The organism is Microcoleus sp. PH2017_08_TRC_O_A (assembly GCF_020738665.1).
Taxonomy (GTDB): Bacteria; Cyanobacteriota; Cyanobacteriia; order Cyanobacteriales; family Microcoleaceae; genus Microcoleus.
The window spans coordinates 1-23,929 of sequence record NZ_JAEQCE010000092.1; the positions used below are offsets into that span (position 1 = coordinate 1).

General features: G+C 44.8%; 18 protein-coding genes, 1 tRNA gene and 4 pseudogenes. 10 read left to right on the forward strand and 13 right to left on the reverse strand.

Features of this window, described 5'->3' with window-relative positions; translation table 11 throughout:
• Nucleotides 1–176: 176 nt before the first annotated feature.
• Both JGK22_RS26415 and JGK22_RS26420 read right to left on the reverse strand, forming a co-directional pair.
• Entirely contained in the window at nt 177–551 is a 375-nt protein-coding gene (locus JGK22_RS26415) for a hypothetical protein (protein WP_293208000.1), read from the reverse strand.
• A 161-nt stretch (nt 552–712) separates the two neighbouring features.
• Entirely contained in the window at nt 713–853 is a 141-nt protein-coding gene (locus tag JGK22_RS26420) for a hypothetical protein (protein WP_293185447.1), read from the reverse strand.
• Between the two features lie 220 nt (nt 854–1,073).
• On the opposite strand from JGK22_RS26420, the gene JGK22_RS26425 reads away from it, so the two are divergent.
• The 4 genes from JGK22_RS26425 (at nt 1,074) to JGK22_RS26440 (ending at nt 5,397) form a co-directional block, all read left to right on the forward strand.
• Nucleotides 1,074–1,145, forward strand: a tRNA-Gly gene (locus JGK22_RS26425).
• A 675-nt stretch (nt 1,146–1,820) separates the two neighbouring features.
• Nucleotides 1,821–2,225, forward strand: a complete 405-nt coding sequence (locus JGK22_RS26430) for a hypothetical protein (protein WP_293186361.1) — start codon at nt 1,821–1,823, stop codon at nt 2,223–2,225.
• Between the two features lie 4 nt (nt 2,226–2,229).
• Nucleotides 2,230–3,495, forward strand: coding sequence for a glutamate-5-semialdehyde dehydrogenase (locus JGK22_RS26435; RefSeq protein WP_293186363.1), 1,266 nt, complete (start codon nt 2,230–2,232; stop codon nt 3,493–3,495).
• 789 nt (nt 3,496–4,284) lie between these two features.
• Nucleotides 4,285–5,397 (forward strand): fatty acid desaturase, encoded by a 1,113-nt coding sequence (locus tag JGK22_RS26440; RefSeq protein ID WP_366026739.1) that lies wholly within the window; start codon nt 4,285–4,287, stop codon nt 5,395–5,397.
• Nucleotides 5,398–5,530: 133 nt separating this feature from the next.
• On the opposite strand, the gene JGK22_RS26445 is transcribed toward JGK22_RS26440, so the two are convergent.
• Nucleotides 5,531–7,234, reverse strand: a complete 1,704-nt coding sequence (locus JGK22_RS26445) for a lipoxygenase family protein (protein ID WP_293314106.1) — start codon at nt 7,232–7,234, stop codon at nt 5,531–5,533.
• 372 nt (nt 7,235–7,606) lie between these two features.
• Here JGK22_RS26445 and JGK22_RS26450 point away from each other — a divergent pair, with 372 nt between their 5' ends.
• Both JGK22_RS26450 and JGK22_RS26455 read left to right on the forward strand, forming a co-directional pair.
• Entirely contained in the window at nt 7,607–8,653 is a 1,047-nt protein-coding gene (locus JGK22_RS26450) for a site-specific DNA-methyltransferase (RefSeq protein WP_293186369.1), read from the forward strand.
• Nucleotides 8,650–9,381 carry a PaeR7I family type II restriction endonuclease gene (locus tag JGK22_RS26455; RefSeq protein WP_293186371.1) on the forward strand — a complete coding sequence of 244 codons (732 nt, stop codon included), beginning with the start codon at nt 8,650–8,652 and terminating at the stop codon, nt 9,379–9,381. The genes JGK22_RS26450 and JGK22_RS26455 overlap by 4 nt, the downstream gene beginning before the upstream one ends.
• 258 nt (nt 9,382–9,639) lie before the next feature.
• On the opposite strand, the gene JGK22_RS26460 is transcribed toward JGK22_RS26455, so the two are convergent.
• From JGK22_RS26460 to JGK22_RS26475, 4 genes are all read right to left on the reverse strand, one after another.
• Entirely contained in the window at nt 9,640–10,470 is an 831-nt protein-coding gene (locus JGK22_RS26460; RefSeq protein ID WP_293314108.1) for an SWIM zinc finger family protein, read from the reverse strand.
• Nucleotides 10,471–10,485: 15 nt separating this feature from the next.
• Nucleotides 10,486–13,791 carry a DEAD/DEAH box helicase gene (locus JGK22_RS26465; protein ID WP_293314110.1) on the reverse strand — a complete coding sequence of 1,102 codons (3,306 nt, stop codon included), beginning with the start codon at nt 13,789–13,791 and terminating at the stop codon, nt 10,486–10,488.
• Between the two features lie 325 nt (nt 13,792–14,116).
• Nucleotides 14,117–14,707: a Uma2 family endonuclease gene (locus JGK22_RS26470; protein ID WP_293314112.1), complete on the reverse strand. Its 591-nt coding sequence runs from the start codon at nt 14,705–14,707 to the stop codon at nt 14,117–14,119.
• Nucleotides 14,708–14,974: 267 nt separating this feature from the next.
• Nucleotides 14,975–15,481: a hypothetical protein gene (locus JGK22_RS26475; protein ID WP_293186378.1), complete on the reverse strand. Its 507-nt coding sequence runs from the start codon at nt 15,479–15,481 to the stop codon at nt 14,975–14,977.
• Nucleotides 15,482–15,765: 284 nt separating this feature from the next.
• On the opposite strand from JGK22_RS26475, the gene serA reads away from it, so the two are divergent.
• Complete coding sequence (serA, locus tag JGK22_RS26480; protein ID WP_293186380.1) at nt 15,766–17,349, forward strand: phosphoglycerate dehydrogenase; 1,584 nt, start codon at nt 15,766–15,768, stop codon at nt 17,347–17,349.
• 391 nt (nt 17,350–17,740) lie between these two features.
• A complete protein-coding gene (gene prmA, locus JGK22_RS26485; RefSeq protein ID WP_293186381.1) occupies nt 17,741–18,631 on the forward strand; it encodes a 50S ribosomal protein L11 methyltransferase in 891 nt (296 codons plus the stop codon).
• A 261-nt stretch (nt 18,632–18,892) separates the two neighbouring features.
• Here prmA and JGK22_RS26490 read toward each other — a convergent pair whose 3' ends face one another.
• Both JGK22_RS26490 and trxA read right to left on the reverse strand, forming a co-directional pair.
• Nucleotides 18,893–19,492 (reverse strand): hypothetical protein, encoded by a 600-nt coding sequence (locus JGK22_RS26490; RefSeq protein ID WP_293208014.1) that lies wholly within the window; start codon nt 19,490–19,492, stop codon nt 18,893–18,895.
• Nucleotides 19,493–19,634: 142 nt separating this feature from the next.
• The gene (gene trxA, locus JGK22_RS26495; protein WP_293148879.1) at nt 19,635–19,952 is read right to left on the reverse strand and encodes a thioredoxin; all 318 of its coding nucleotides are present in this window, start codon (nt 19,950–19,952) and stop codon (nt 19,635–19,637) included.
• A 153-nt stretch (nt 19,953–20,105) separates the two neighbouring features.
• On the opposite strand from trxA, the gene fabG reads away from it, so the two are divergent.
• A complete protein-coding gene (gene fabG / locus JGK22_RS26500; protein WP_293186385.1) occupies nt 20,106–20,870 on the forward strand; it encodes a 3-oxoacyl-[acyl-carrier-protein] reductase in 765 nt (254 codons plus the stop codon).
• A 60-nt stretch (nt 20,871–20,930) separates the two neighbouring features.
• Here the strand turns inward: fabG and JGK22_RS26505 are convergent, their stop codons facing one another.
• Both JGK22_RS26505 and JGK22_RS26510 read right to left on the reverse strand, forming a co-directional pair.
• Nucleotides 20,931–21,284 (reverse strand): hypothetical protein, encoded by a 354-nt coding sequence (locus JGK22_RS26505; protein ID WP_293203582.1) that lies wholly within the window; start codon nt 21,282–21,284, stop codon nt 20,931–20,933.
• 269 nt (nt 21,285–21,553) lie between these two features.
• Nucleotides 21,554–21,737 (reverse strand): annotated as a pseudogene (locus JGK22_RS26510) (ISKra4 family transposase); the annotation flags it as partial.
• A gap of 123 nt (nt 21,738–21,860) precedes the next feature.
• Between JGK22_RS26510 and JGK22_RS26515 the strand changes: the two are divergent.
• A pseudogene (locus JGK22_RS26515) lies at nt 21,861–23,011 on the forward strand (IS4 family transposase).
• 206 nt (nt 23,012–23,217) lie between these two features.
• On the opposite strand, the pseudogene JGK22_RS26520 reads toward JGK22_RS26515, so the two are convergent.
• Together JGK22_RS26520 and JGK22_RS26525 are read right to left on the reverse strand one after the other, a co-directional pair.
• Nucleotides 23,218–23,361, reverse strand: a pseudogene (locus tag JGK22_RS26520) (ISKra4 family transposase); the annotation flags it as partial.
• Between the two features lie 230 nt (nt 23,362–23,591).
• Nucleotides 23,592–23,837 (reverse strand): annotated as a pseudogene (locus JGK22_RS26525) (IS1634 family transposase); the annotation flags it as partial.
• Nucleotides 23,838–23,929: the final 92 nt, after the last annotated feature.

A 23,929-nucleotide genomic window follows, 5' to 3' on the forward strand; every position in this document is an offset into this window, starting at 1 on the left:
GAGCCAGGTCATTGAGGAGCCGTATGTGGTGAAAGTCACAAGTACGGTTTTGAAGGAGAGGGGGAATGAGTAATTATTCCCTCGACTCTATCAAAGTAGCCAGTAAGTTAGGTGTAAAACTTGACCGACTGTGTAGACGGTGCTTGACCACCGTAGCGAGAGTAAAACTTTGGGTGCTACCTAAAGCTGCTTTGTCCGCAGAATCTCAGCGCCTTCAGGCCTGAGAGTGTCAACTCTACATTTAACAGGTTGCCATCCTGTGAGGCAAATACATCGATCGGCAAAGCACGCTGAAATGCGGTTGCGGGATTTTCCGCTTTCATGGTACCCATACTTACATCAGTGCTAACAGTCTTGATGCCCTCGCGAGCTAAAATGGGTCGCAATTGGGAAAATGCTTTTTCTACCGTTAACCCTTCAACCTGAACGCGCGCCGAAAATGCAGCGCCATTGAAAAAGTCTCCCTTTTTTTGGAAGCTTTCTTCGCAGGTGGTAGCAAAAGCAGGGGTGGCTAAACACAGAAGAGCTACGGTTAAGACAGTCGATCGCATATTAACTAAGTTACGAGTTTGAAACCGTTATCAAGACCAGGATAAGCACCGTACAACTGTTTGGCAAGTGCTGTCTAAGGGCAAAAAAATACAGAAGACAGAATTTGCTTAAATTCTGTCTTCTGACAAAAGCTTTCTAATTTTTAGGTTTGAGCAGTCTGTTAGCTGAAGGCGTAGGCTGATTGCAGCGCCCACCAGATTAAGACGGCGATGCCTCCAGCAATGACGATCGCTGAAATGGCGATCGCGATCGGGCTGTCAGCTCCCTTGAACTTCATGATTCCGCGATTTAAGTCTGACATGAGCAGTGTTCTCCCACAATTGCAGCTTGATTGTAGCTTTGCCCTCGGCGGATCGCGGTCAAAAGCACTGCAATTACTGATTTTTTTAACAATCTGCTTGCTGCAATTTCAGGCGGGGTGAGGCATTCGGGTGCGCCCCAGCGAGTTTATGAAAAAAACTTACAAAAAACACTTGACAAATTCCGAGCAGTGAGGCAATATTATTAATACCGCAGCAAATGCGGGTGTAGCTCAGTGGTAGAGCGTCACCTTGCCAAGGTGAATGTCGCGCGTTCGAATCGCGTCACCCGCTTTTAAAAATCAAGAAAACCAGGAAGACTAAGCCGGAAAGTATAGCGAGAAGATATCGCATATACTCCTAACGGTTGTTGAAAACACCTAAGTTAGTGGTAAAATTGATTGGATAACTGGCAAGTCACAATAGCCGATCGGGCGGGCGATCGGAACAGGCAGTTAAAAGCCTCGACTGGGGAGAATTGACCGGGAAGCGAGACTCAAGCTCCTGACTTTAGGTATGGGGAAATTCGATAGCGGTTTCAACCGTCTTGAAGATTTCTTTAGGTATTTTTTACAGAGTTAATCAAAAGTTGATGTTATCATCAAAAATATCGAGTAAGAATAACCACCTGCGTGTTGAAACATCCTGAGTTGGGAGCAATCCCTGCAACGGGCATATTCGGCCCATATCCGAAACAGCTCTCATTGCGAATAATGGCAGGATGTTGAGCCTACCGTACCTGTTGGCTAGTGATGGCAGGACGAAATAAAAAAAAACAAAAGTATACGGAATGTTTGAAGAAATTCAAACTGAGTTAGTAGCGGTGGCTTGATAACGCCGAAGACAAGCCCGACTTTGGACTATTCAAGAATCCCCGTCTATGACTCGGGTTCGGGAGTATCAAAAGTTTGATTAAATGGATATGTTAACGATTATTTTTGCAAAAACGCTTTTTTTATCCGATCGCTCGTGCCATCTCAAAAAGCTCCCAAAATTGACTTAAACGATGAGTACCCGTGCCCTTGCCGGCGCCGCGGCCGTCTCGTACCCATAACGCTGACAGAAGCCTTTGGCTGCAACCGCTGTCAGCAAATATTTGTATTGGAGGAAAACGGACACGTCATCGAGCAACTATCAACGAACTATCCTTACAAGCAGGCTTGGCGGTGGACGGGGCACCAGTGGCACAGGGCACATCCGGGTTTGAAGGCGCACTACTTGCCGCTGGCCCTGGGGATGATTTTGGTGCCGCTATTGATTTGGTTGCCCCTGGCGCTGCACTCTCCGGGCCCGAATATTATTCTGTGGGCAATGGTCGCTGTGCTGTTAGCAATGCTGCCGGCGCTAATGGTATGGCTGGCTTACAGGCGTTAGTTAAATGATAATAGAGGATTTTAGTCATTCATCAGAGGGGGCCAATGTCGCCCGCCGCGCTTATCAGGCTTCTTTGGAATTGGCGGCAACCAAAAGTACGGATCGCGCTGCCGCTTTGCAGGCAATGGCGATCGCACTCAAACGCCGACAAAATGACATTTTAGAAGCCAATACTCTGGATTTAGAAGCGAGTCGCGACATGGCGATTCCCGACTTGATTGTGGACTGGCTGAAGCTGACGCCGGAACGGATCAAGACAACTGTCCAAATTTTGCAACGCTTGGGGGAAATGCCAGATCCAATTGGCAGGGTGATCAATGCTTCTTATCAAGTCGATCGCTGTCAGGTGTACTGTCAATCGTTGCCGCTGGGGGCGATCGCGCTCATTTACGAGGCGTTTCCCGAGTTGGGGGCGATCGCGGCCGGTTTGTGTCTCAAAAGCGCTAACAGCTTGATTCTCAAAGGTGGCAGCGAAAGCTGGCAAACTAATGCTGTAATTGGAGAAGCTTTGGTTTCGGCGATCGATGAGGTCGGTTTGCCGTCAGGATGTTTGCAGGTATTGCCACCGGATCGGGGCGCTTCGATCCGCGATTTGGTCACTCAAGACCAATATCTCAATTTAATTATTCCCTACGGCAGGCCGAGTTTGGTACAGCAAGTGGTGAGGCTTTGTACAGCACCGGTGTTGCGATCGGCAATGGGCAATTGTTACCTTTATTGGTCGCCGACTGGTAGCTTGGAGATGGCAAGGTGGATGATTTTGGACAGCCATCAAAGTGTGCCCGATCCGGTAAACGCGATCGAGAAAGTATTGATCGATCGCAACCAAAAGCATTCTTCCTTAGTCAGGCTGTGGAACAGTTTAAAAGAAAAAGGCTTTCAAATTACCGCAGATGCGGATCTTGTCGCAGATTTCCCAGACTTGAAGCTGGCGGAACCCTACGAGTGGACTCAACCGTATTTAAACAAAACCATCGCGTTTAAAGTTGTTGATAGTTTGGAAATTGCGATCGGCTGGATTAACCGCTACAGCAGCGGCCACGCTGACGCGATCGCCACTGAATCTTATTTAGAAAGCCGCCAATTTGCTCTGGATGTGAACAGCGCCTCAACTTTTATTAATGCCTCCCCTCGGTTTTGGCGCTATCAAAATCGGGGAGATGCAATTTTTCTGGGAATGTCCAACCAAAAAGGCTATCGTCGGGGATTGATAGGGCTAGATACGCTGACAACAATTAAAGAAATTGTTCAAGGTAACGGAGAATTTTAACTGAGTTATCTTTGGCAGTTTTCCTGTTGAATTTATACCAATTATAGCCGTTCTCAAAAAGATGAGGTATGAATGATATAGCCTTTCTCAAAAAGGTGAGGTATGACTGACAGGTTATATAACCACTGAAATTAAGAGGGCCTTCTTCCCAACAACGTCCGCGAATCTTTCGCTTGATCCGCTATAGCTTACATAACCGCTTAAACGTATAGGGCCTTCTTCCCAACAACGTACCCATCTTTCGCTTGATCCGCTATATACAAAATATTGCTACTACCGAAATTATAGCATCTCATCTTTATGCCAAGGGCACAGTATGGTTTCCAGCCGGAGTTATGCAAATGACAGATAATTTATCGACAATCAATAATAATTGATATCAATATTTTTTTAAATAGGTATTAATTTAAGTATATATAGCCCAATATGGTTTACTTAAGATTGTCCGAAGATAGGAACGTTAGCTTTTGCGATCTTTTATGAAAGCAATCTCCGTATCTATTTTTCAGAGGATTTTACCCCAGGGCGCTATATCAGTAAACCGTATTGGTATATAGCCTTTCTCATAAATATGAGGTACTCATGGGCATTGGCCGAAGCGAAGCGGAGATATTGGGCAGTTTTTTACACCAAATATGATTTTAAAATTGTCTATATCGCACATATAAACATCATCACAAAATGATTTAATGAAACCAATTTATCGGCAAATATGATATACTAATAAATGTCAAAAAAACAATCTGACTAACATTTTGGTGTGATTAGCAAACAATGAATTCAGAAAAAATGCTCATTTCTTTAGACGAGACTGTCGATCGCGAAACGCTAATTCACCAATCGGCTTATGTTAAAAAATTGCGTCCGCTGCTGCCACCAAATGCTTTTGAACCAGATCCTAGCAAATTAACAATCCTGTTAATCAATCTGGGAATTTTATTGCTGGGATGGGGAATTGCTGACTACCTCGATCGCTGGCCTGTCTACCTTTTAGGGCTTTACTTGCCTTTGGCTGCGATTATGGGCAATAGTATCATAGTTTTGCTATTTAGCTCCCACGATCTGATGCACGGCAGCGTTCAGAAAAAATCCCGGCTGACTTATTCGATCGCCTTTTTAGGCCTAAGTATGCTATTGATGCCACCTACTCAGTGGAAATCGCTGCACAACCTCGTACACCATAGTACCACCAATTCCTTAGCAGACCCCGATCGCAATTACCTGTTCCAGCAACCGGATACTTGGGGAAAATGGATTCAAAATCTATTTGTACCGTCGGTGGAAGTCAGTCCCCTGTGGTTCATTGTAGGCATGGCTGGATCGTGGTTGGTGCACAATTTCCGCAACGTGTCATCGGTATTGTTATTCAACGATAAATCTGTGGATTACGTGCCCGCTGCGTTTACCGTTAGTCCGAAAGATCGATTGACGATCGCCTTGGAATCTCTCGGAATCTTGGGAATCCATCTAGGGATCTTGTTTTACCTAGACTTTAACCCGATTAAAGTTGCTCTTGCCTACATTTTGCCGATCGCACTGGGTCACGCAGGCACAATGTTTTACATCTATACCAACCACATGGGTTGCCGGATGACCAACATTAATGACCCGCTGATCAATACTACTTCCCTGCGGGTTCCTAAAATATTTGACCTGCTGCACTTAAATTTCTCTTACCATACAGAACACCACATTTTCCCTAGCATGAACTCCAACTATTACCCGATGGTGCAAGAGTTGTTAAACGTTCACTATCCCAATCGAATGAATTTAATCGATGCTGGGGAAGCTTGGCGGTTGCTGATGGAAACGCCCCGGCATTATAAAGATGAAGTCACCTTCACTGATTCGTTGGGAAAAATGTCGGTAAATAGCAGTATTATCGAAGAATATAAGCGCTAATTTAACGATGTCAAAAATCCGTAGGTATGCAGTGCACACCTACGGATTTTAGATAGTTATATGATGTCGGAAGATTGAGCTTATAGTGAAAAATTACTGAATTTTAGCAGCGGTTTTTCACGCGAATTAGGTATTAGATACTGATGCTATTGATCACTAAAGAAGGTTTGAGAGCAATATATGGCACTAATCGCTTTTTATTGTTCAGATCTATCTTCTGTTCTGCCACATTCAAATCTTGCTGGAACTGTCTGACTAACTGTTGGATCGGAGTACCTTCAAAAACTTCGTCGAAGGTGGCACGATAGAGTTCTCGGAAAGATTTATCATAATAACCCAAACGATCGTATTTATAAGCTGACAGAGTAAACAAAATTTGCAGTTGTTCGGCAGTTTTTTTGTAGGGCGGAAGCAACTGTAAAATTTTCATTTCCGTAATTACTTCGGGAGTCTCTGACTTGTTAATCGCCGGAATATCGCGGTAGGCAGCCAAAGGCATATTGGCAGCAAAACTCATGTATTGATGCTGGGTATAATTCACAGCAGAATGCTGCGGCCCGCAGGTAAAAATCACTGTTGTGACAATATCAATCAATTGTTCAACATCCTCAATGCGCTGTGGCATTCCTTTGACTTTACCCCCTTTCTCCGATGATAATTCTTGGGCCCAGCGTTGCAGTTCGGTATCATCGGTAAGTTTCTGCTTTGTCGGGTAAAAGTATTTGAGATAGCCGGAGACAAAGGTTTTAATCGCGTTCCACAGCAGCAATCCATCATCTCGGTAAGGGTAGTGAGGTAGTTGAGTTGTGTTGTCCATTCCGCGATTTTTGAGTTCGGTTGGGAAGGCAAATTGATCCAGACTCCAGTTAGTGCAGGCTTCTCTACCTATCTCTATTGTCTCTGGCAAGGTTCCTGCCAGCAACTCATCGACGGGACCTCCAGGGGCGATCAACTGGTTGCGTGCGAGATTGTTGTTGGTCAACATGAAGCGAAAGTGGGGTTTGAGCAATAAGCTGAGGGGATGATTTTCAGCTAACTGTCGCGCTGTGACGATCGCAATTGGTTCCATAACTAGATGGGTTCGACCTAAATGCGAACTCATTTCGTGGTGATTGGCATCTGCTACTTGCACGCAGAGTTTGGCAAATAACCAATTGAGTGGCGGATCAGACGGCGTGTAGACACGGCTGCCCGGTTTGGGGTCTAGTTGGATCGCAATGGGTACCAGTTCACCGCGATCGCGCACTCCAGTCCACCGCCAAGCGAAGAAAGCACGAGGTTTCGGCAAGTATTTCCTGCCCTTTTCGTAGGTGCCTCCCTGAATTCGAGAAGGTGCGCGATAGTTTGGATCTGTACCTGTGTAGTCGGCAATGTAAATACTTTTTTCCCGTAACAGTTTGGGGAGTTCCAATAATGGCTGCTTGCTGTCCAGTTTTGTGATGATTTCTGCCCGAGGATCGGTGGCACTTAAGAGACGAAGTACCATCGGATTTGCCCCAGACAACCGCTGTTCGGCAAAAGAGCGATCGGTTTGGTAAGTCTTGGCAACTTGAGGCAACCGCAGTACGGGAAAGAAGTCTTCATAATCTTGGAGTTCGTCGAGAGGATCTAGAAAAGATCTCGCCTTAACTGCCAACATATTTACAGCAAGTTCAGAGGTTGCTATTATGCGTTCTCCAATATAATCGCTTGAAAAATTCTCATTCGCTGGCACGGTTTTCAATAATGCCAAAGGTGATAAACTGTTATAGTCAAACTGGTAAGCTTGTTGCTCGCGACTTAAGAAATCGCTGCGCTTTTGTTTATTCGCATCGTCTTGGGGAAGGGAAGGTTTCATGATTTTCACCATTTATCAAATTTTACCCTTGTTTTTTAGTAACATATAGGTAAAAATTACCATAAAACGAGGATGGGATGAACTAAGTTTTGTGACGGTCTAAGAGACCTTGATACAATCATAGTTCGCAGATAGGTAATGGCGATCCGGACAGTTTCGACTTATGTTGCTGGTACCAGTCGCCGATTTCCAAGCACGGGGATTTTGGGATGCTCAGTCAAGCTTCATCCCGCACTCAAATCCATAGCTCGAAGGGAAATTTCTCCTAATTTAGAGAATTTCTGCAACAGTAGGTTTGGTTTTTCTTCAGGATATGATAATTTTTATTGCTGCTAAAGCTGATATGATGAACATGATTGTTCGACCAAATGTATGAAGTCTTCGAGTTTAAGCAAGGTTAATATTTCAACGCGGTTTCTGTCTCACGAATTAGCCGAACCGTTGAAACAAGCGCTACAGGATAAAACCCTTGTACCCGAGGAAGCAGCGACATTACTAGCAGCAGACGAACAGCGCGCCATTCCTGCTATTAGCAAAAATGCAGCGTTGATCCAGGAAATTCAACATCGGGTGCAGGGGTTGCCATCTTTCCATTCCCTGCTACAGGGCGATAGCCGAAACTTGACACATATTCCCGATGAAAGCGTGCATCTGGTAGTCACATCACCCCCGTACTGGAATTTAAAAGAATATCTTAAAAACCCAAACCAGCTTGGGGAAATAGCAGACTACGAACAGTTTTTGCAAGAGCTCGATCGAGTATGGGAGCAAATATGGCGCGTTTTAGTCCCCGGCGGACGGCTGGTGATTGTGGTGGGCGATGTCTGTGTTGCGCGCCGGCGTTTTGGCAGACACATGGTATTTCCCCTGCACGCCAGCATTCAGGAAAACTGCCGCCATCTGGGATTTGATAACCTCGCACCGATTATCTGGTACAAAATCGCCAATGCTTCCCTAGAATCAGCAGGAAATGGCACCAGTTTTCTCGGTAAACCCTACGAGCCCGGAGGTGTCATCAAAAATGACATCGAATTTATCCTAATGCAGCGCAAACCGGGTGGCTACCGCAGTCCCAGCCTGACAGCACGGGTATTGTCCGTAATACCGGAAACTCTGCACCGGCAGTGGTTTCAACAAATTTGGCAGGATATCAAAGGCGCTTCCACCAAGCAACACCCCGCCCCGTATCCTTTGGAACTAGCAGAAAGGCTGGTGCGGATGTTTTCGTTTGCGGGGGACACGGTACTTGACCCGTTTATGGGGACGGGCACAACTTGCGTCGCCGCGGCCAACTGGGGACGCAACAGTATTGGGGTAGATGTTGAGCCAAATTACCATCAAATGGCGCTGAAACGGATGCAAGAAACCTATGGCTTGCGCGTAGTCTATGAGGGATTGATGGCGGAGGTTGTCGAATGACCGGACAGTCGCCCATCATCCCCAATGATGTGTTCCGGGAAGCGGTGCAGGGCTTCTGGGATACCCGAATTGCTCAAGCACAAGCCCAGGTGCTAGCAGGCAAAGTAGATCGAGGCGATCGTAGCGCGGTGACAGGAGGCAAACAGATGGACGGTTTCATCCTCACCCTGACGAATTTCCTGCTGGCTGCGGGTGTTCCCCAAAACCACATCCACGTTAAGAAAAGCCTAACTGTCATACCGGGCTTTTTTCGGCCGACGAAGATGTATGATTTTCTAGTTTTAGACCCAGAAAAGCGGCAACTCAAGGTAGTCATCGAGTTGAAAAGTCAGGTTGGCAGCTTTGGCAATAACTTCAACAACCGCACAGAAGAAGCAATGGGGGCGGCTCTCGACATCTGGACAGCTTACCGGGAAGGAGTGTTTGGCGAAGCACCTGCGCCACCGTGGTTAGGATATCTGTTTGTTTTAGAAGACAGTCCGGCCTCGCGCGCATCGGTGCAGGTTGCCGAACCGCATTTCGCGGTTTTGCCGGAGTTTAGAGGAGCAAGCTATGCTCAACGCTACGAACTTTTTTGTCAGAAGATGGTGCGGGAAAGGCATTTCACGGCTGCTTGTTTTTTAGTGACAAATCGCGAACAGGCTGCACAAAATCCCAACTATACGGAGCGATGTTCAGACTTGTCGGCTGCCAATTTTTTGCAGCAGCTTATTCGGCACGCGCTCTAGAGTAGTTAACAGATTTTGCATTACTGAACTTGAGTATGAATATACATTTTTTAGTCTTTGCCGAAAACAGATTTTTTGCGCCTTTGAGTCTTTCTGTAGAAGTTAATTCATATCATTTCCGGTCGATTACCTTAACAAAAATGGTTGGTAGTGCGGACTTCAGTCCGCATTTTAAGAGCGGACTGAAGTCCGCACTACGAACCTTGTTTATTGCGCTACCGGACATGATGTTAATCAGCAATCGCGCATTGTCAAATTTTACAATTTATTCTTCGTTTTCACCCGCATATACAGCTCTTCCATCGCCTCAATAAATGAACCATCTTTATGCCAAAACGGCGGAAAATCTCCCTGCTTTTTCACCACGATCGCACTTACGCCACTTTGCACCCCCACATCAATCGTCTGCGGCAACCGCTTCGCACCGTGCCAAAACTCTCTCAGGCTGACAGTTTGCGCTTCATTGGCGATCGCCTGCGTGTAATAGGAATTCACCGCCACAGGGGCCGCTGCATCCGCCGTCAACTCGGCAGAAAGCGCCAAGCCCAAAGGCGTTTTTGCCAATTCGCGGTGCAGCACTTCCTTAGAAAGCCCCCGTAATTCAAACAGCAAAAATGGATCTTTGTCCAATTCGGCCGCCACCAGATAATAGACTCCGGCAATATGTTTGCAGGGATTGCTATAGTCTGGGCAAGAGCAAGTGGTTTTAAAGTCCTCACGGCTGCTGGGTAACAGGTGCAATCCGAGGGGTGAGAAAGCGTTTTCAATGTTGTCGGGCATTTCGTTGAGCAGCAAGCGGGAAATGAAGCTGGCTTTTGATGCCATTTGGGCGATCGCCAATTTCCACTTTTCCTGACTAATCGGCTCAAACTCAATTTTAGTTTTGTACAGCGGCTCCTTATAAACCCCAAAATAAGGATTAACCGAACCTCTTACTTCTGCCATCACTAAGCCATCATTCATTTTAAAGCTCTTTACCTTACCATTCCGTGCATAGGAACGTCCCCGCCCGAGACGCCCAGAATCGGTAAATCTTTCCAGCCCATCGATAAATTTATTGCCCCACCAAGTCCGAGTAAATTGTGACATATTTTTGATTTTATCCTAATCTAAAACTGCATTTTTATTGAGCCTAATTAACTTCTTAAATGCCTCATTATCCAACTCAGTCAGCCACGATTCATCAGCACCAATAATTGAACCTGCCAATTTCTTTTTGTCCTCAATCATTTGGTCAATCTTTTCTTCCAAAGTGCCAATTGCCACAAACTTATGCACAAACACATTTTTTTCCTGTCCAATCCGAAACGCCCGATCCGTCGCCTGATCTTCCACCGCCGGATTCCACCAGCGATCGAAATGAAATACATGATTGGCTTTTGTCAGGGTAATTCCCACACCGCCGGCCTTCAGTGATAGAATAAATACCGAAGGTTCTGATTCTGGATCTTGAAACTCTGAAATCATCCGTTCCCGTTTTTCGCGACTCGTTCCCCCGTGGATGTAATAAGTGTTGTAATGTAGCGTGTGTTTGATGTATTTTTCTAAAGCGCTTCCCAATTCGGTAAACTGCGTAAACACCAATAAACTTTCGCCTTCGGCTTTGACTTCCTCAATCATCTCGATCAGCCGTTCCAGTTTGTGCGATCGCTCTGGTGTAAACTCACTTTCATCCTGCAAAAACTGGCGGGGATGATTGCAAATTTGCTTCAACTTCAGCAGCGTCGCCAAAATCATCCCCTTACGCTTCATTCCTTCAGCCGCATCAATTTCTTCCTCTATCTCTTTGACAATGGCTTCATAAAGCGAAGCTTGCTCGCGGGTGAGATTGCAGTAGAGCTTTTGCTCAACTTTGTCGGGGAGATCCTGAATAATGGACTTATCGGTTTTCAGACGGCGCAGGATAAAAGGTTCTACTAATTTTTTGAGCGCGGCTGATTGCGTGCGACTCCCATGTTTTTGAATCGGTAATTCAAACATTTTCCGAAACTGCGCCTCTTTTCCCAAATATCCGGGATTGAGGAAATTAAAAATTGACCATAAATCCAACAAGCGATTTTCTACAGGTGTTCCAGTCAATGCTAGTCGATGGGTAGCGGGTAACTTTAAAATCGCCTTGGTTTGCGCCGCTTTCGGATTTTTAATATTCTGCGCTTCATCAATTACCAGCCGATGCCACGCTACGCTGCTCAACAGCTTCTCATCTTTTCGCGCCAAGGTAAAGGAAGTAATCAACATATCACAATCTTGGACGGCGGCTTTAAATGCTTTGGCATCTTGCAAACGTTGAGGGCCGTGGTGAATCAGCGATCGCAATTCTGGAGCAAATTTTTCCATTTCCTTCTGCCAGTTGCCGACTACGGAAGTGGGCGCAATTAGCAGCGTGGGTAAAATCTGATTTTCTGTCCCTTTTTTTGTCTTCTTTTCCGTTCCTTGTTCCGTCTCTTTGCTAGTGGATAAAACTTCTCTTTCTTGCAATAATCGAGCAATTACCTGCGCCGATTTACCCAAACCCATATCGTCGGCAAGACAGCCATTTAATCCCAAACTTTCCAAATAACTCAACCAAGAAACACCGCGCTTTTGATAATCCCGGAGTTTGCCTTGAAACCTTACTGGATCTGCAATTAACTCTAACCTACTCTTATCGTGCAGCTTCTCCAACATATCCGATAAAGCCCGATCGCGCTCTACCTCCAAATCTTCACTAGCTTCTCCTTCTGCCGTCAACTTCATAAAGTCAATCAAGCTGACATCGGGATTCTCTTCGCGATGTTTTTGCCAAAAATTTAGCATCTCCTGCATTTTATCTTTGTCCAGTTCCATCCATTGTCCTCGGAACTGTACCAACGGCGTTTTACTATTAACTAACGCCTGCCATTCTTGTTCGCTAACTCGTTCGCCTCCGATCGCCAATTCATACTGATATTCCACCAAGGAATCTGCCGAAAACAATCCCTTGCCCTTGATTGCAGCGCTTTTGCTGCCCTTCCCTTTGACTTGCAGGCGAATCTTTGCCCGTTGTCGTCCCTTCGGCGTCCACCAAGCGGGGACAATGACTTTATATCCGGCATCTTCTAATACCCAAGCGGACTCGCTGAGGAAGGTAAAAGCATCGTCTACGTTGAGGGAAATGTGAGCGGGTTTGTCGGTTTCTAGCCCCTGCCAAAGTAGGGGATAAATCCGCGCAGCGTAGCCGAGATTTGTCAGCAAATGTTGCTCAAAGTTGTCGCCGAATTGTGTTTGCAACTGTTTTTGTTGAGTCGATCGCGATCGCCAGTAATCCTGCAACGGCACCCGCAGAGATGGGTCTTGTTTTGCCGCCACCTGAAACTCTAAAACCCAAGGCTGTTCGGGGTTTTCGGGGGATTGTAATTGAAAGCAGAGGGAGAATGAGTCAGCAGATTGATTGCGCGTAATGCGATCGCGCCAGGTTTGCCATTGCCGGTATTGTTCAAGGCTGACTCGCGCGATTTTTCGTGTTTGGTTGAGGCAGATTTGCAGTAAAGAATCGGCAATTTTATTCTCAAACGATGCTGGGATGGGGGTTTGAGTGACAATTTCGGCGATCGCACATTCTGAAAAATTACGCAGCAACATTTCGCGATCGTAGAACTTTGGTGTATCTTGTAGCTGGATCTTCCGAAAACCGGACACGCAAACTAAAGGCATCCATTCAACATAGCGTTGTAACTCTGTTTCGTACTGCGCTGAAACAATTTCCCATCCCGGATAAATCTCAAAGCTGGGTGCAATTTTGGCAGGTGTTTTTGGAGCTTTTGCAGTCTTTGCGGTTGTTTTTGTTTCACCCGCTTTCTTGCGCCCGCGCGTGGCTTTCTCAGCGGGTTCCGATGTTTCGATGGGTGCGATCGCGATCGGAGCAGTTTCTCGATAGCGCAACGCCGGAATATAATGATCTTTCAGAACAATTTGCTTAAAAAATTGGGTGTAGTGATACCAAAACAGCAAATCTGAACCGAACTGAACTTCTGCTAAATCATAGAGGGCAAAAAAATGCAGATCGTTCAATACTTTAGTCAAAGTGTGGGTGGCGATTGGCACACAATCGACTTCCCAATATTCCAACTCAAATGTTTCGGGTAATTCTGTCTCTAAATATCGCGCTAACTCTAAAGATGGTAACGGCTGGTTATTGGCAGTGGGGAGTAAAAAGTACCGAGGGGCGATCGCATATTCTAGTCCCATCCCACTTGTATTGCTGACTGGTGGCAGTTGAATCCCGGCTTCTTTCGTTAGAAACTCTGTTAACTCTGCCGTCTCCAATTGTCGGGGATGAACCTTAGCAGGCTGTTTTTTCTTTTCAGTGGTTTCAACCCAAATATAAAACGTTCCAGCTTGAACAAAACTCTCTTCTGTTTGAGGAATCCAAGTGCCGTGGAGGATTTTCATAGGTTATACCAAACGCAACCTTTGGCATCGTATCATATCATAAGTTAGTCAAAAAATAGGAAGTACGGTTGAAACCTGGTTTATACAAACAATGTCTGAGCTCAGAGGGACTAAAGATAATAACGTAATTTTACCGCGCTATCTTTAACCTGCGTCGGCAGGTTTTGCCTGTATAGACGCGGTTTCAACCGCCGAGTCGTCTTTAACCTGCGTCGGCAGGTTTTGCTTGTATAGACGCGGTTTCAACCGCCGAGTCGTCTTTAACCTGCGTCGGCAGGTTTTGCTTGTATAGACGCGGTTTCAAACGCCGAGTCTTCTTACACATCTAGAAAATCTCAGTTAAATCCAACACAAAACCGGGCAGTACATCTTCACCTGAGACAGTTCGAGGTGCATCTAAAATTTCTACTTCTTTACCTTGACGGGAGATTTCTACTTGCCGATTTTTGCGATCGAGCAACCAGCCCAAACGAGCTCCATTTTTCATGTACAATCTCATTTTAGCTCGCAATTTTTCTAGGGAATCGGTAGTCGATCGCAATTCCACCACAAAATCGGGACAAATTGGTGCAAATTTCTCTTTTTCTTCGGGAGTTAAAGCATCCCATCTGTCGCGCCGAATCCAAGCAGCATCGGGAGAAATATCAGTACCATCTGGCAGTTTAAATCCGCTAGAAGAATCAAACGCAATTCCCAAATGTTTATTTTGACGGCTCCAAGATTGAAGTTGATAGGATAAGTCAATGTTGCGATTACCAGTCTCGCTACCAGTAGGCGACATAATAATTAATCCTCCACTAGAAGTACGCTCAAATCTCAAATCTCGGTTTTCTTGACACAAATTAAAAAATTGTTCGTCAGTTAGATCAATTGTTAATTCCAGGGGAGAAGATAAAGCGATCGTTGGGATTTCCATCGGTTTCTCCAAATATCAAGTAAGGTCAAATATTCTGGTAACACAACTTGAATCCAAGTCAATATTAGATTTTTACCTAGGGTGCATCTGGGTTTTGAAGAGGGCGAAGCATGACCGCATATAAGTTATTAGTTATAATCTCCTATTTTCTGCGGTCATGCTTCGCCCCTACACACATATTTGCTTGCACAAGCCGCTGCACCGGTTGCCATAATACTAACTTGGAAGTTTTAACCGCAGATGAACGCAGATGAACGCAGATGACAATTAACTTTCTGTATAACCTTGCATATTTTCCGGTTCAAACTGCTGCAAAACATCAGCAGCTTTCTCGGTTAAAGCGTCAGTACCTTTAACTGCAATCAAAAATTTGCCCGCATTCAAACGGTTGCGATAGGGCAAAGCATCGCCGCTACCAAAAGCCATTCCTCCCGCACCGCCGACAAAAACGCTGCCCATTCCGGCCGCGATCGCACCTAGCACTCCGCCGATCGCGTGATCGCCAATTTCGCCCGCCCATGCAAAAGTCTTCAACTCTGTCATCAAGCTGAAGGTAACGCCGGCAATAAAGCCAAACGGTATCAGCCAAACAGCCATGAGTTTAGCTTGTTTCTTTGCTTGCTGGTTGGGATCGATTAAGCCAAATTCATCAGCAGTTTTGTAGCCGCGTCCCAAAATGCTGACTTGCTTCATGGGTAAGCCTTCTTTTTCGAGGGCGCAATAGGCAGCTTCGGCTTGCATTCGATCGGGCAGTACGGCGATAAGATAATTCATCAAAATAATTCCTGATAGTTAGGCTTCAATATCCGGAATTTATTATAGCCTGAAAAGACTTGCTAGCTAAGCAATTGGGCGTTTTTAAGACGATCGCCCAGGACGATCGCCCGCAAAGGTAAAATATTTCACGCAAAAATGACCGACCTTGACCGAATACGGATACAATTCAAACTGCACAAAGGCAAGCTTGAGCTGAGCTGTTAGATTCTGCTCTAAGTCATAAGTCTCAACTTTGAGCTCGCCAACAGGGCTATTTTTACTATTGCACTCAATTGCTTGCTATGCCTAAAGTTCTAGTATCCGATCCGATCGACCAAGCCGGAATTGACATCCTCTCCCAAGTCGCACAAGTTGACGTAAACACAGGACTCTCAGCCGAAGAGCTCGTGCGAATTATTCCAGATTACGATGCTTTAATGATCCGTTCTGGCACCCAAGTTACCAAAGAAATCATTGAAGCCGGAAATCTACTAAAAATCATCGGTAGAGCGGGCGTTGGCGTAGATAATGTCGATGTACCCGCCGCTACCCGCAAAGGAATTGTAGTCGTCAACTCCCCCGAAGGCAACACGATCGCAGCAGCCGAACACGCGATCGCCATGATGCTCTCGATGTCCCGCCACATCCCCGAAGCCAACGCCTCTGTAAAAAGCGGTAAATGGGAGCGCAACCGCTTTATCGGCGTAGAAGTTTACAAAAAAACCCTCGGTATCGTCGGTTTGGGCAAAATCGGCTCCCACCTCGCCACCGCAGCCAAAGCAATGGGCATGAAACTGCTCGCTTACGATCCCTTCATCTCTACTGAAAGAGCCGAACAGTTGGGCTGCCGCTTGGTAGAGCTCGAACTGTTGATGCGCGAATCCGACTACATCACCCTGCACATCCCCAAAACGCCGGAAACTCTGCACTTAATTAACGCTGATGTGCTGTCAAAGATGAAGCCCACGGCCAGGATCATTAATTGCGCTAGAGGTGGCATCATCGACGAAGCAGCCCTGGCAGAAGCTATCAAATCAGGCCAGATCGCCGGTGCAGCGATCGATGTTTACGAACATGAGCCGCTGGAAGCTGATTCTCCGTTGCGGAATGTCGGCCAAAACATCGTGCTGACGCCTCACTTGGGAGCTTCTACGGCTGAAGCTCAGGTGAATGTGGCGATCGACGTTGCCGAACAAATTCGTGATGTGCTGTTGGGACTGCCGGCGCGATCGGCTGTTAACATCCCAGGAATTTACCCAGACTCGATCGAAAAACTCAAACCCTACCTGCAACTCGCCGAAACCCTCGGCAACCTCGTCAGCCAGCTAGCCGGAGGCCGAGTCGATTACCTCAACGTCCAACTCCAAGGCGAATTGGCCAGCAACCAAAGCCAGCCCGTAGTCGTCGCCTCCCTCAAAGGCCTGCTCTCCCAAGCCCTCCGAGAACGCGTTAACTACGTCAACGCCAGCATTGAAGCCAAAGAACGCGGAATTCGCGTCGTGGAAACCAGAGACGCCTCAATTCGCGACTACACAGGCTCTCTACGCCTCTGTGCTAAGGGAACTCTCGGCGAACACACAGTCACGGGTGCAGTCCTCGGCGAAAGCGAAATTCGGATTACCAGCGTTGACGATTTCCCAGTCAACGTTTGCCCGACGCACCATATGCTGTTTACCTTGCACCGCGATATGCCGGGGATTATTGGAAAAATTGGTTCCCAATTGGGCAGTTTTAATGTCAATATTGCCAGTATGCAAGTAGGCCGTAAAATCGTGCGAGGCGATGCAGTGATGGTTTTGAGCCTTGATGACCCTCTACCAGAGGGTATATTGGCTGAAATTATGAAAGTTCCTGGGATTCGGGATGCTTACACGGTGAATCTTTAAAGGATTTTAGATTTTTTAGGTTCCCCAATCTAAAATCTAAAATCGTTAAACGGTAACTCTTTGAAAGATTTTGGAGTTTAGGTTCCCACAATCTAAAATCTAAAATCGTTAAACGGTAACTATTTGAAGGATTTTAGATTTTAGGTTCCCACAATCTAAAATCTAAAATCTAAAATCTAAAATCGTTAGACGCTAACTCTTTGAAGGATTTGGGGGGTTTAGATTTTGGATGCAAGGACTGAATAATTGGTAATAAGTGATTGGTCATTGTTAATTGGCAAAAAAGTTGGAATTTTTCTATTAGTCAATCGTCATTTCTCACTCTTCAGTTCCCAGTATCCAGTTCCTGACGGGCGAATCTAAAATCTAAAATCTAAAATCTAAAATAGTCATGGCACATAGCTGGTGGGAAATTAGAATTCTTTGCGATCCGGCGCTGGAAGATATCATCTTTTGGCGCCTGGAACGGTTTAACTGTCGGGGAACTGCCACTCAGATTAAAAGCAATTCCTGCCTGATGTCGGCTTATTTGCCCGAGGAACAAGCGGGATTGTTGGATTTGGCGGCCCTGTCTTTGTGGCTGCGGCAAGATGCTTTGTGTGCGGGTTTGCCCTTGCCTGCGATGCAGTGGGATTTGATAGAAGATGAAGACTGGGGGAGCACTTGGAAGCAGCAGTGGCAGCCTCAAGAAGTGGGCGATCGCTTTTTAATTAATCCGGCTTGGCTTCCCCCACCGACTGATACCGATCGCGTAATCTTGCGTTTAGATCCCGGTGTTGCTTTCGGTACGGGTGCTCACGCTACGACTCAACTCTGTCTGGAGTCGCTGGAAATGCGCCTCGGTTTTGACGACAAAGAATGTGTAGTTGCTGATATCGGCTGCGGATCGGGTATTTTGTCGATCGGCGCGGTGTTGCTGGGCGCCACAAAAGTTTATGCTCTGGATACAGATCCTTTGGCAGTGCGATCGACCATCAGCAACCGACAACTCAACCGCGTTAACCCGCAGCAGTTGGTGGCAGAACTCGGAAGTATCGATCGGCTGATCGAAATGACGGGCGGCCCGATCGACGGTTTGATGTGCAATATTTTAGCCGAAGTAATCATTGATTTAATCCCGCAGTTCACCGCCATTAGCAAGCCGACTACTTGGGCAGTTCTCAGCGGCATTTTGCTCGAACAAGCTAAACCAATTGCAGACACTCTCGAACAACACGGTTGGATTGTTGCTACTCTGTGGAAGCGCGAAGATTGGTGCTGTTTTAATATTCGGCGCAGTTAATAATTAGAAATTGGGAATTGGTAATTGGTAATTGGTAATTGGTAATTGGTAATTGGTAATTGGTAATTGGTAGGGTGCGTCAGCTAGCATAATTCAATTCACCAGCAATCAAATATTAGCTGACGCACCTTACAGAAGTTGGGTAAAATAGTAATTGCAGCAGAATAATTAAGATAGAGAAAGTATATTAAGTTTGTAGTAAGGACTTTAGTCCTTCTTCAGACCAGGAGAGAGGACTAAAGTCCTCACTACAAACCAATTTTATCGCGGTCGCTCGACAGCAGATGATATTAGAGAACGAACGTAAAAAGAGACAGAGCCGATTAAATAAAAACTATTCACCAAAATCAACAATATCTTACCAACATAAGAATTAACCAAACCAAAAACGCGATAAGTTGACAGCAGCACTAACAGCATTTCAACCAAAGAAACAATTGACCCGTAGTGCTTCCTATCCCAATAAGAAATAGGACTGATAAAACGGTAATTGCTGAACGGAAAAAAGTGCCTGTGAGCATCATCATTATGCACTGGCAAATCTCCCAAAGAGTGCAGAATCATGCTCAGAAACAAAATTTGCACGCTTTGCCAGCCAAAATAATAAGCAATTACCCAGCCGATCGCAGCTAGGGGGATAGAATGAAACAAAGCCACAATATTCTGGACAACAGGCTCGTAATATGCTTTTGACCAAATTGTAGCTTCCGGCAAGCGAGCAATGTACTTCGCCCAAAAGTAAAATAAAAATATCGGGATATCGGGTAAGATTCCGCCGATAACGATCGGCAAGTTAAATTCAGATTGCTGGGCTCTACCAAGAATGGCGAGATTGATAATCGCGTGACTGGGAGTTTTCATAAGACAAAAATGCACAATTGGTTTGTAGTGAGGACTTTAGTCCTTCCAAAAGAGGACTAAAGTCCTTACTACGAACCTAACTTCCTCGTTGGTAGTAAGGACTTTAGTCCTTTCAGATAAAAGTGAAGTCCTGACTACCAACCTACAAATGAGGTTGCAGTCGATCGATCAACTGCGCCGGTTGCAATACTCCCTCAATGCGATCGACCTCAACACCATTTTTGAACAGCACCAAAGTCGGCAAAGCATAAATGTGAAACTGCGACGCCAACTGCTCGTACTTATCCGTATCAATCTTAACAACCATGAGCTTATCTTTCGTCTGACCGCTCACCTGCTCCAAAATCGGCACCATCATCTGACAAGGCCCGCACCAAGTAGCATAAAAATCTACCAGTACAGGCAAATCAGAGCTCGATAGTAACTCTTCAAAACTGTTGAACTGTTTTTGAACTGCCATCTTAAAAATGTGGTAAAGGGACGCCCATTATACCCGAAGGCTTAACGAGTAGGGAATTGTGACAACTGAACTCAATAAGTCAGTATAAATTTTTTTGGTTCTGGATCGATTTTAAGGCAGAATTCTGTGAGCATAGATTTTGAGGACAGAATTATGGAATTATTGCCAGAGACATATCAGCGATTGCAGGGACAAGTTGCCGTTGTCACCGGTGCGTCGCGGGGAATTGGGCGGGCTTGCGCTTTAGCATTCGCAGCAGAAGGCGCTAAAGTCGCCGTGAACTATGCCAGTTCAAGCGCTGCGGCTGATGAGGCGGTAGCAGAAATTATTGCAGCGGGCGGAGAAGCTGTGGCCCTTGCAGCAGATGTCTCCAAAACTGACCAAGTGGATGCACTCATCAGTAATGTCATGGAAAAATGGGGACGAATTGACATTTTGGTGAACAATGCCGGCATCACCCGCGATACTTTGCTGCTGCGGATGAAGCTAGAAGATTGGCAAGCAGTGATTGATTTGAATCTCACCGGCGTATTTTTGTGTACAAAAGCTGTCAGCAAAATCATGTTGAAACAGCGCAGCGGCCGAATTATTAATATTGCTTCGGTTGCCGGCCAAATGGGAAATCCCGGACAAGCTAATTACAGTGCGGCGAAAGCTGGAGTCATTGGATTTACTAAAACTGTGGCGAAAGAATTGGCAAGTCGCGCGATTACTGTGAATGCAGTTGCACCGGGTTTTATCACCACAGATATGACAAAGGATGTCAAATCTGACGAGATTTTAAAGTACATTCCGCTGGGAAGATACGGCGAAGTTGAGGAAGTTGCGGGGATGGTGAAGTTTTTGGCGGCGGATGCGGCGGCGGCTTATATTACCGGGCAAGTTTTTAATGTCGATGGCGGCATGGTGATGGCTTAGATTTGGGAATTTTTAACCGCAGATGCACGCGGATGAGCGCGGATGTCTGCGGTTATGAATTTATTTCAAATCTCTGTAGGTTGCTTGTCGGTGCACCTTCCCCGATTCGACAACCTTCTTACTTTGACAAAACTCTTCAAATAGTTCAAAAAAACTATTTAAAGCATCTTTCTCATCCTGAGAAAAAAAGAGAATTATATTCGCCCATGATTGAGATGAATCAATATTGAATTTTTTCTGTATCCATTCTTGAAAGCCATCTAGAGCGTTTTCTTCTTTTAGAGGTACGCCAAGCTGATACTGTGCCACATTGTATCCCGACAAGAAAGCCTGAAGACAACTAATTGACACCTTGCCCAAATAGACTGAAGGTTTATTCTTGATTTTTTTGAGAAGCTCGGAGAGATTATCCATACAAACTATCCCGTTGAATACTTGAGTCTAACAATACTTATATTCTCAACTCTATCTAATATTATTTATAAAAACTCTTGCTACACGACAATTGTTGCGCGGAGTGAGACACTTTAGTCTCATGTGTAAGGTGCGGATCTGTAAAATTGTCGCTTTTTCGGGTGCATCTGGTTTTTGAAGAGGGCGAAGCATGACCGCATATAAGTTATTAGTTATAATCTTATATTCACTGCGGTCATGCTTGGGAGCATCCCGGTTTTGAAAAAGCCTCAAATAGCCAAGAGATCGTTGAGGTAAGCACAACGAAGTTTTAGCATCTTGTTATGACATTTTTTTCAACCATTGAGCTCCCGAAATTTTCAACCTTCTATCTATTTGTTTGACAGCCGATTCCACCGCTCCCGAGCCTATGGAACAAATCTTGTCTGATGATAATTGCTCATAATTCAATACGGTTTACTTAAGGTCGAACAAGTGGTACACTAAGTATGATGTATAAAAAAGTAAATCAAGTATAGTGCCGTACAAAAAATTATTATTAGAATCGCAATAGAGGTAGCGGTTCCATCAACAGAAATAGAAGCAGCTATTCTCAAAGCCAAAGCCAAAGAAAAACGGCATCGTGGGCTACCATCACAACTGGTAGTGTGTCTAATCATAGCAATGAGCTTATGGTCAAAAGACTCAATGCGGGACGTACTAAAAAATCTGATTGATGGACTTAATGAAGTCTGGTTGAAAACTGGTAAATTCTGGAAAACTCCCTGCAAGGCAGCTATTACTAAAGCCAGAAAAAGATTAGGGCCTTCTGTAATGAGCCAGTTATTTCATCAGTTGGTACGACCAATGGCTACAACTGAAACAGTAGGAGCTTTTCTGAATGGATTGAGAGTTGTAGCAATAGATGGAACCTGCTTAGACATCCCCTCTGGGTGATGAAAATGCCAGAGTTTTTGGCCGGGAAAGGTAGCCGTCCAGGTACAAGAGCTGCTTTTCCTTTCATCTAGATTAGTTATTTTAGTAGAAGCAGGAACACATTTAATATTTGATGCTTTAATTTGTCCATATAAGATGGGAGAAAGAATCAGGGCATTAAGATTATTGTGGTCAGTTACTAAAGAAATGTTGCTAATGTGGGACGCGTGGTTTGCATTTGTATGCGATGGTATCAGCGACGCTCAACAAGGGTTGTGGCTATTTAGGAAGAATTCCATCATTAGTTAAATTCCAGGGCGGAACACAACTAGAAGATGGTTCTTACTTAAGTTTTATTAATCCCCCAGGCAAATAAGCGAAAAAAAGGATTTAAACCCATCCAAATCAGAGTAATCGAGTACACGATTGAAAACTTAAATGATCCAACAGCAGAAATTAGATATCGTTTAATTACAAGCTTATTAGACCCTAAAAAATTTCCGGCAAAGTTATTGGCTGCCGAATATCATCAACGATGGAAAGTCGAAAATACAATTGATGAATTCAAAGTACATCTGTTAGAAAGAAAAACTCATATTCGTTCTCAAAGACCAAGAGAAGTAGTACAAGAAATTTATGGTCTATTATTAGGACATTGGGCTGTGCGGTCATTAATTTGTCAAACAGCGCATAGTGCAGAAATTTCCCCATTAAGTATTTCTTTCACGAGTACATTACGAGTTATTCGTCGCGCTGTCCCAAAATTTCAGCGATTAGAACCACAAGAAATCCCCTTTTTTAAACTTGGCTGAATTTGGAGATACTTGATGCAACTTTGCCACAAAGAGTTGAGAGAAACAACCCAAGAGTTGTCAAAAAACCTGTTTCAAAGTTTAAATCCAAAAAAGTCAAGCACAGAGGTACTGGAATAAAAACTAATCCTCCTATTTTTAATATTTTCAAGCCTCCCAACCCTTAAGTAAACCGTATTAGCTCATAATTAACAATTCGCTTAGCGATGCTTTTCTAGATACTTACAAAAGTTTTTGGCGGTTTTTCTGCGACAATTTTTAAATAAATTTAGGGTAGGTTCTACCCTTCCGGCCCACAAAAATTCCTTGGCTTTGGCTAGAGATTTCAACGATCCTCCCACTTTATATAACCCACATTCCGCACTTCAAGTTGAAGTACGATAAAATAGAATACCCAAAAAGCCAAAAACCAGGATAATTCAGAAAAAATACTGAACTCATTTGCGGAAATCAGAGAAATAATCAAATATTAAATCTTTGATTCATAAAATGGTTTATGTAAAGCACTAAAAAGTTGAGGAAGAATTACTTCCCCTTTTGATGTTAATATTTTTTTGTTGACTCTATTTTGTGGTGGCAATTAAGAAAGTAGATAATATTTTTGACAAGATGATGGCAAATTCTTCAAGATAAAATTGCGTTTCTCTGTCAAATTAACTATTTGATTTGCCCCATTTAAAGTTAAAATATGAATTCCTTCAAAAACTTGGAATATCCATCTTAATGTGGGTCGATCAGTTAATTTCCCTAGTTGACTTTTGATGCCGACTTGAGCTGCTTTTAATTGGTTTCTGAGTTGTCGTTGACCGAGACTATAAACCAATACGGTTTACTTAAGGGTTGGGAGGCTTTAAAATATTAAAAACAGGAGAATTAATTTTTATTCCAGTACCTCTGTGTTTAACTTTTTTGGATTTA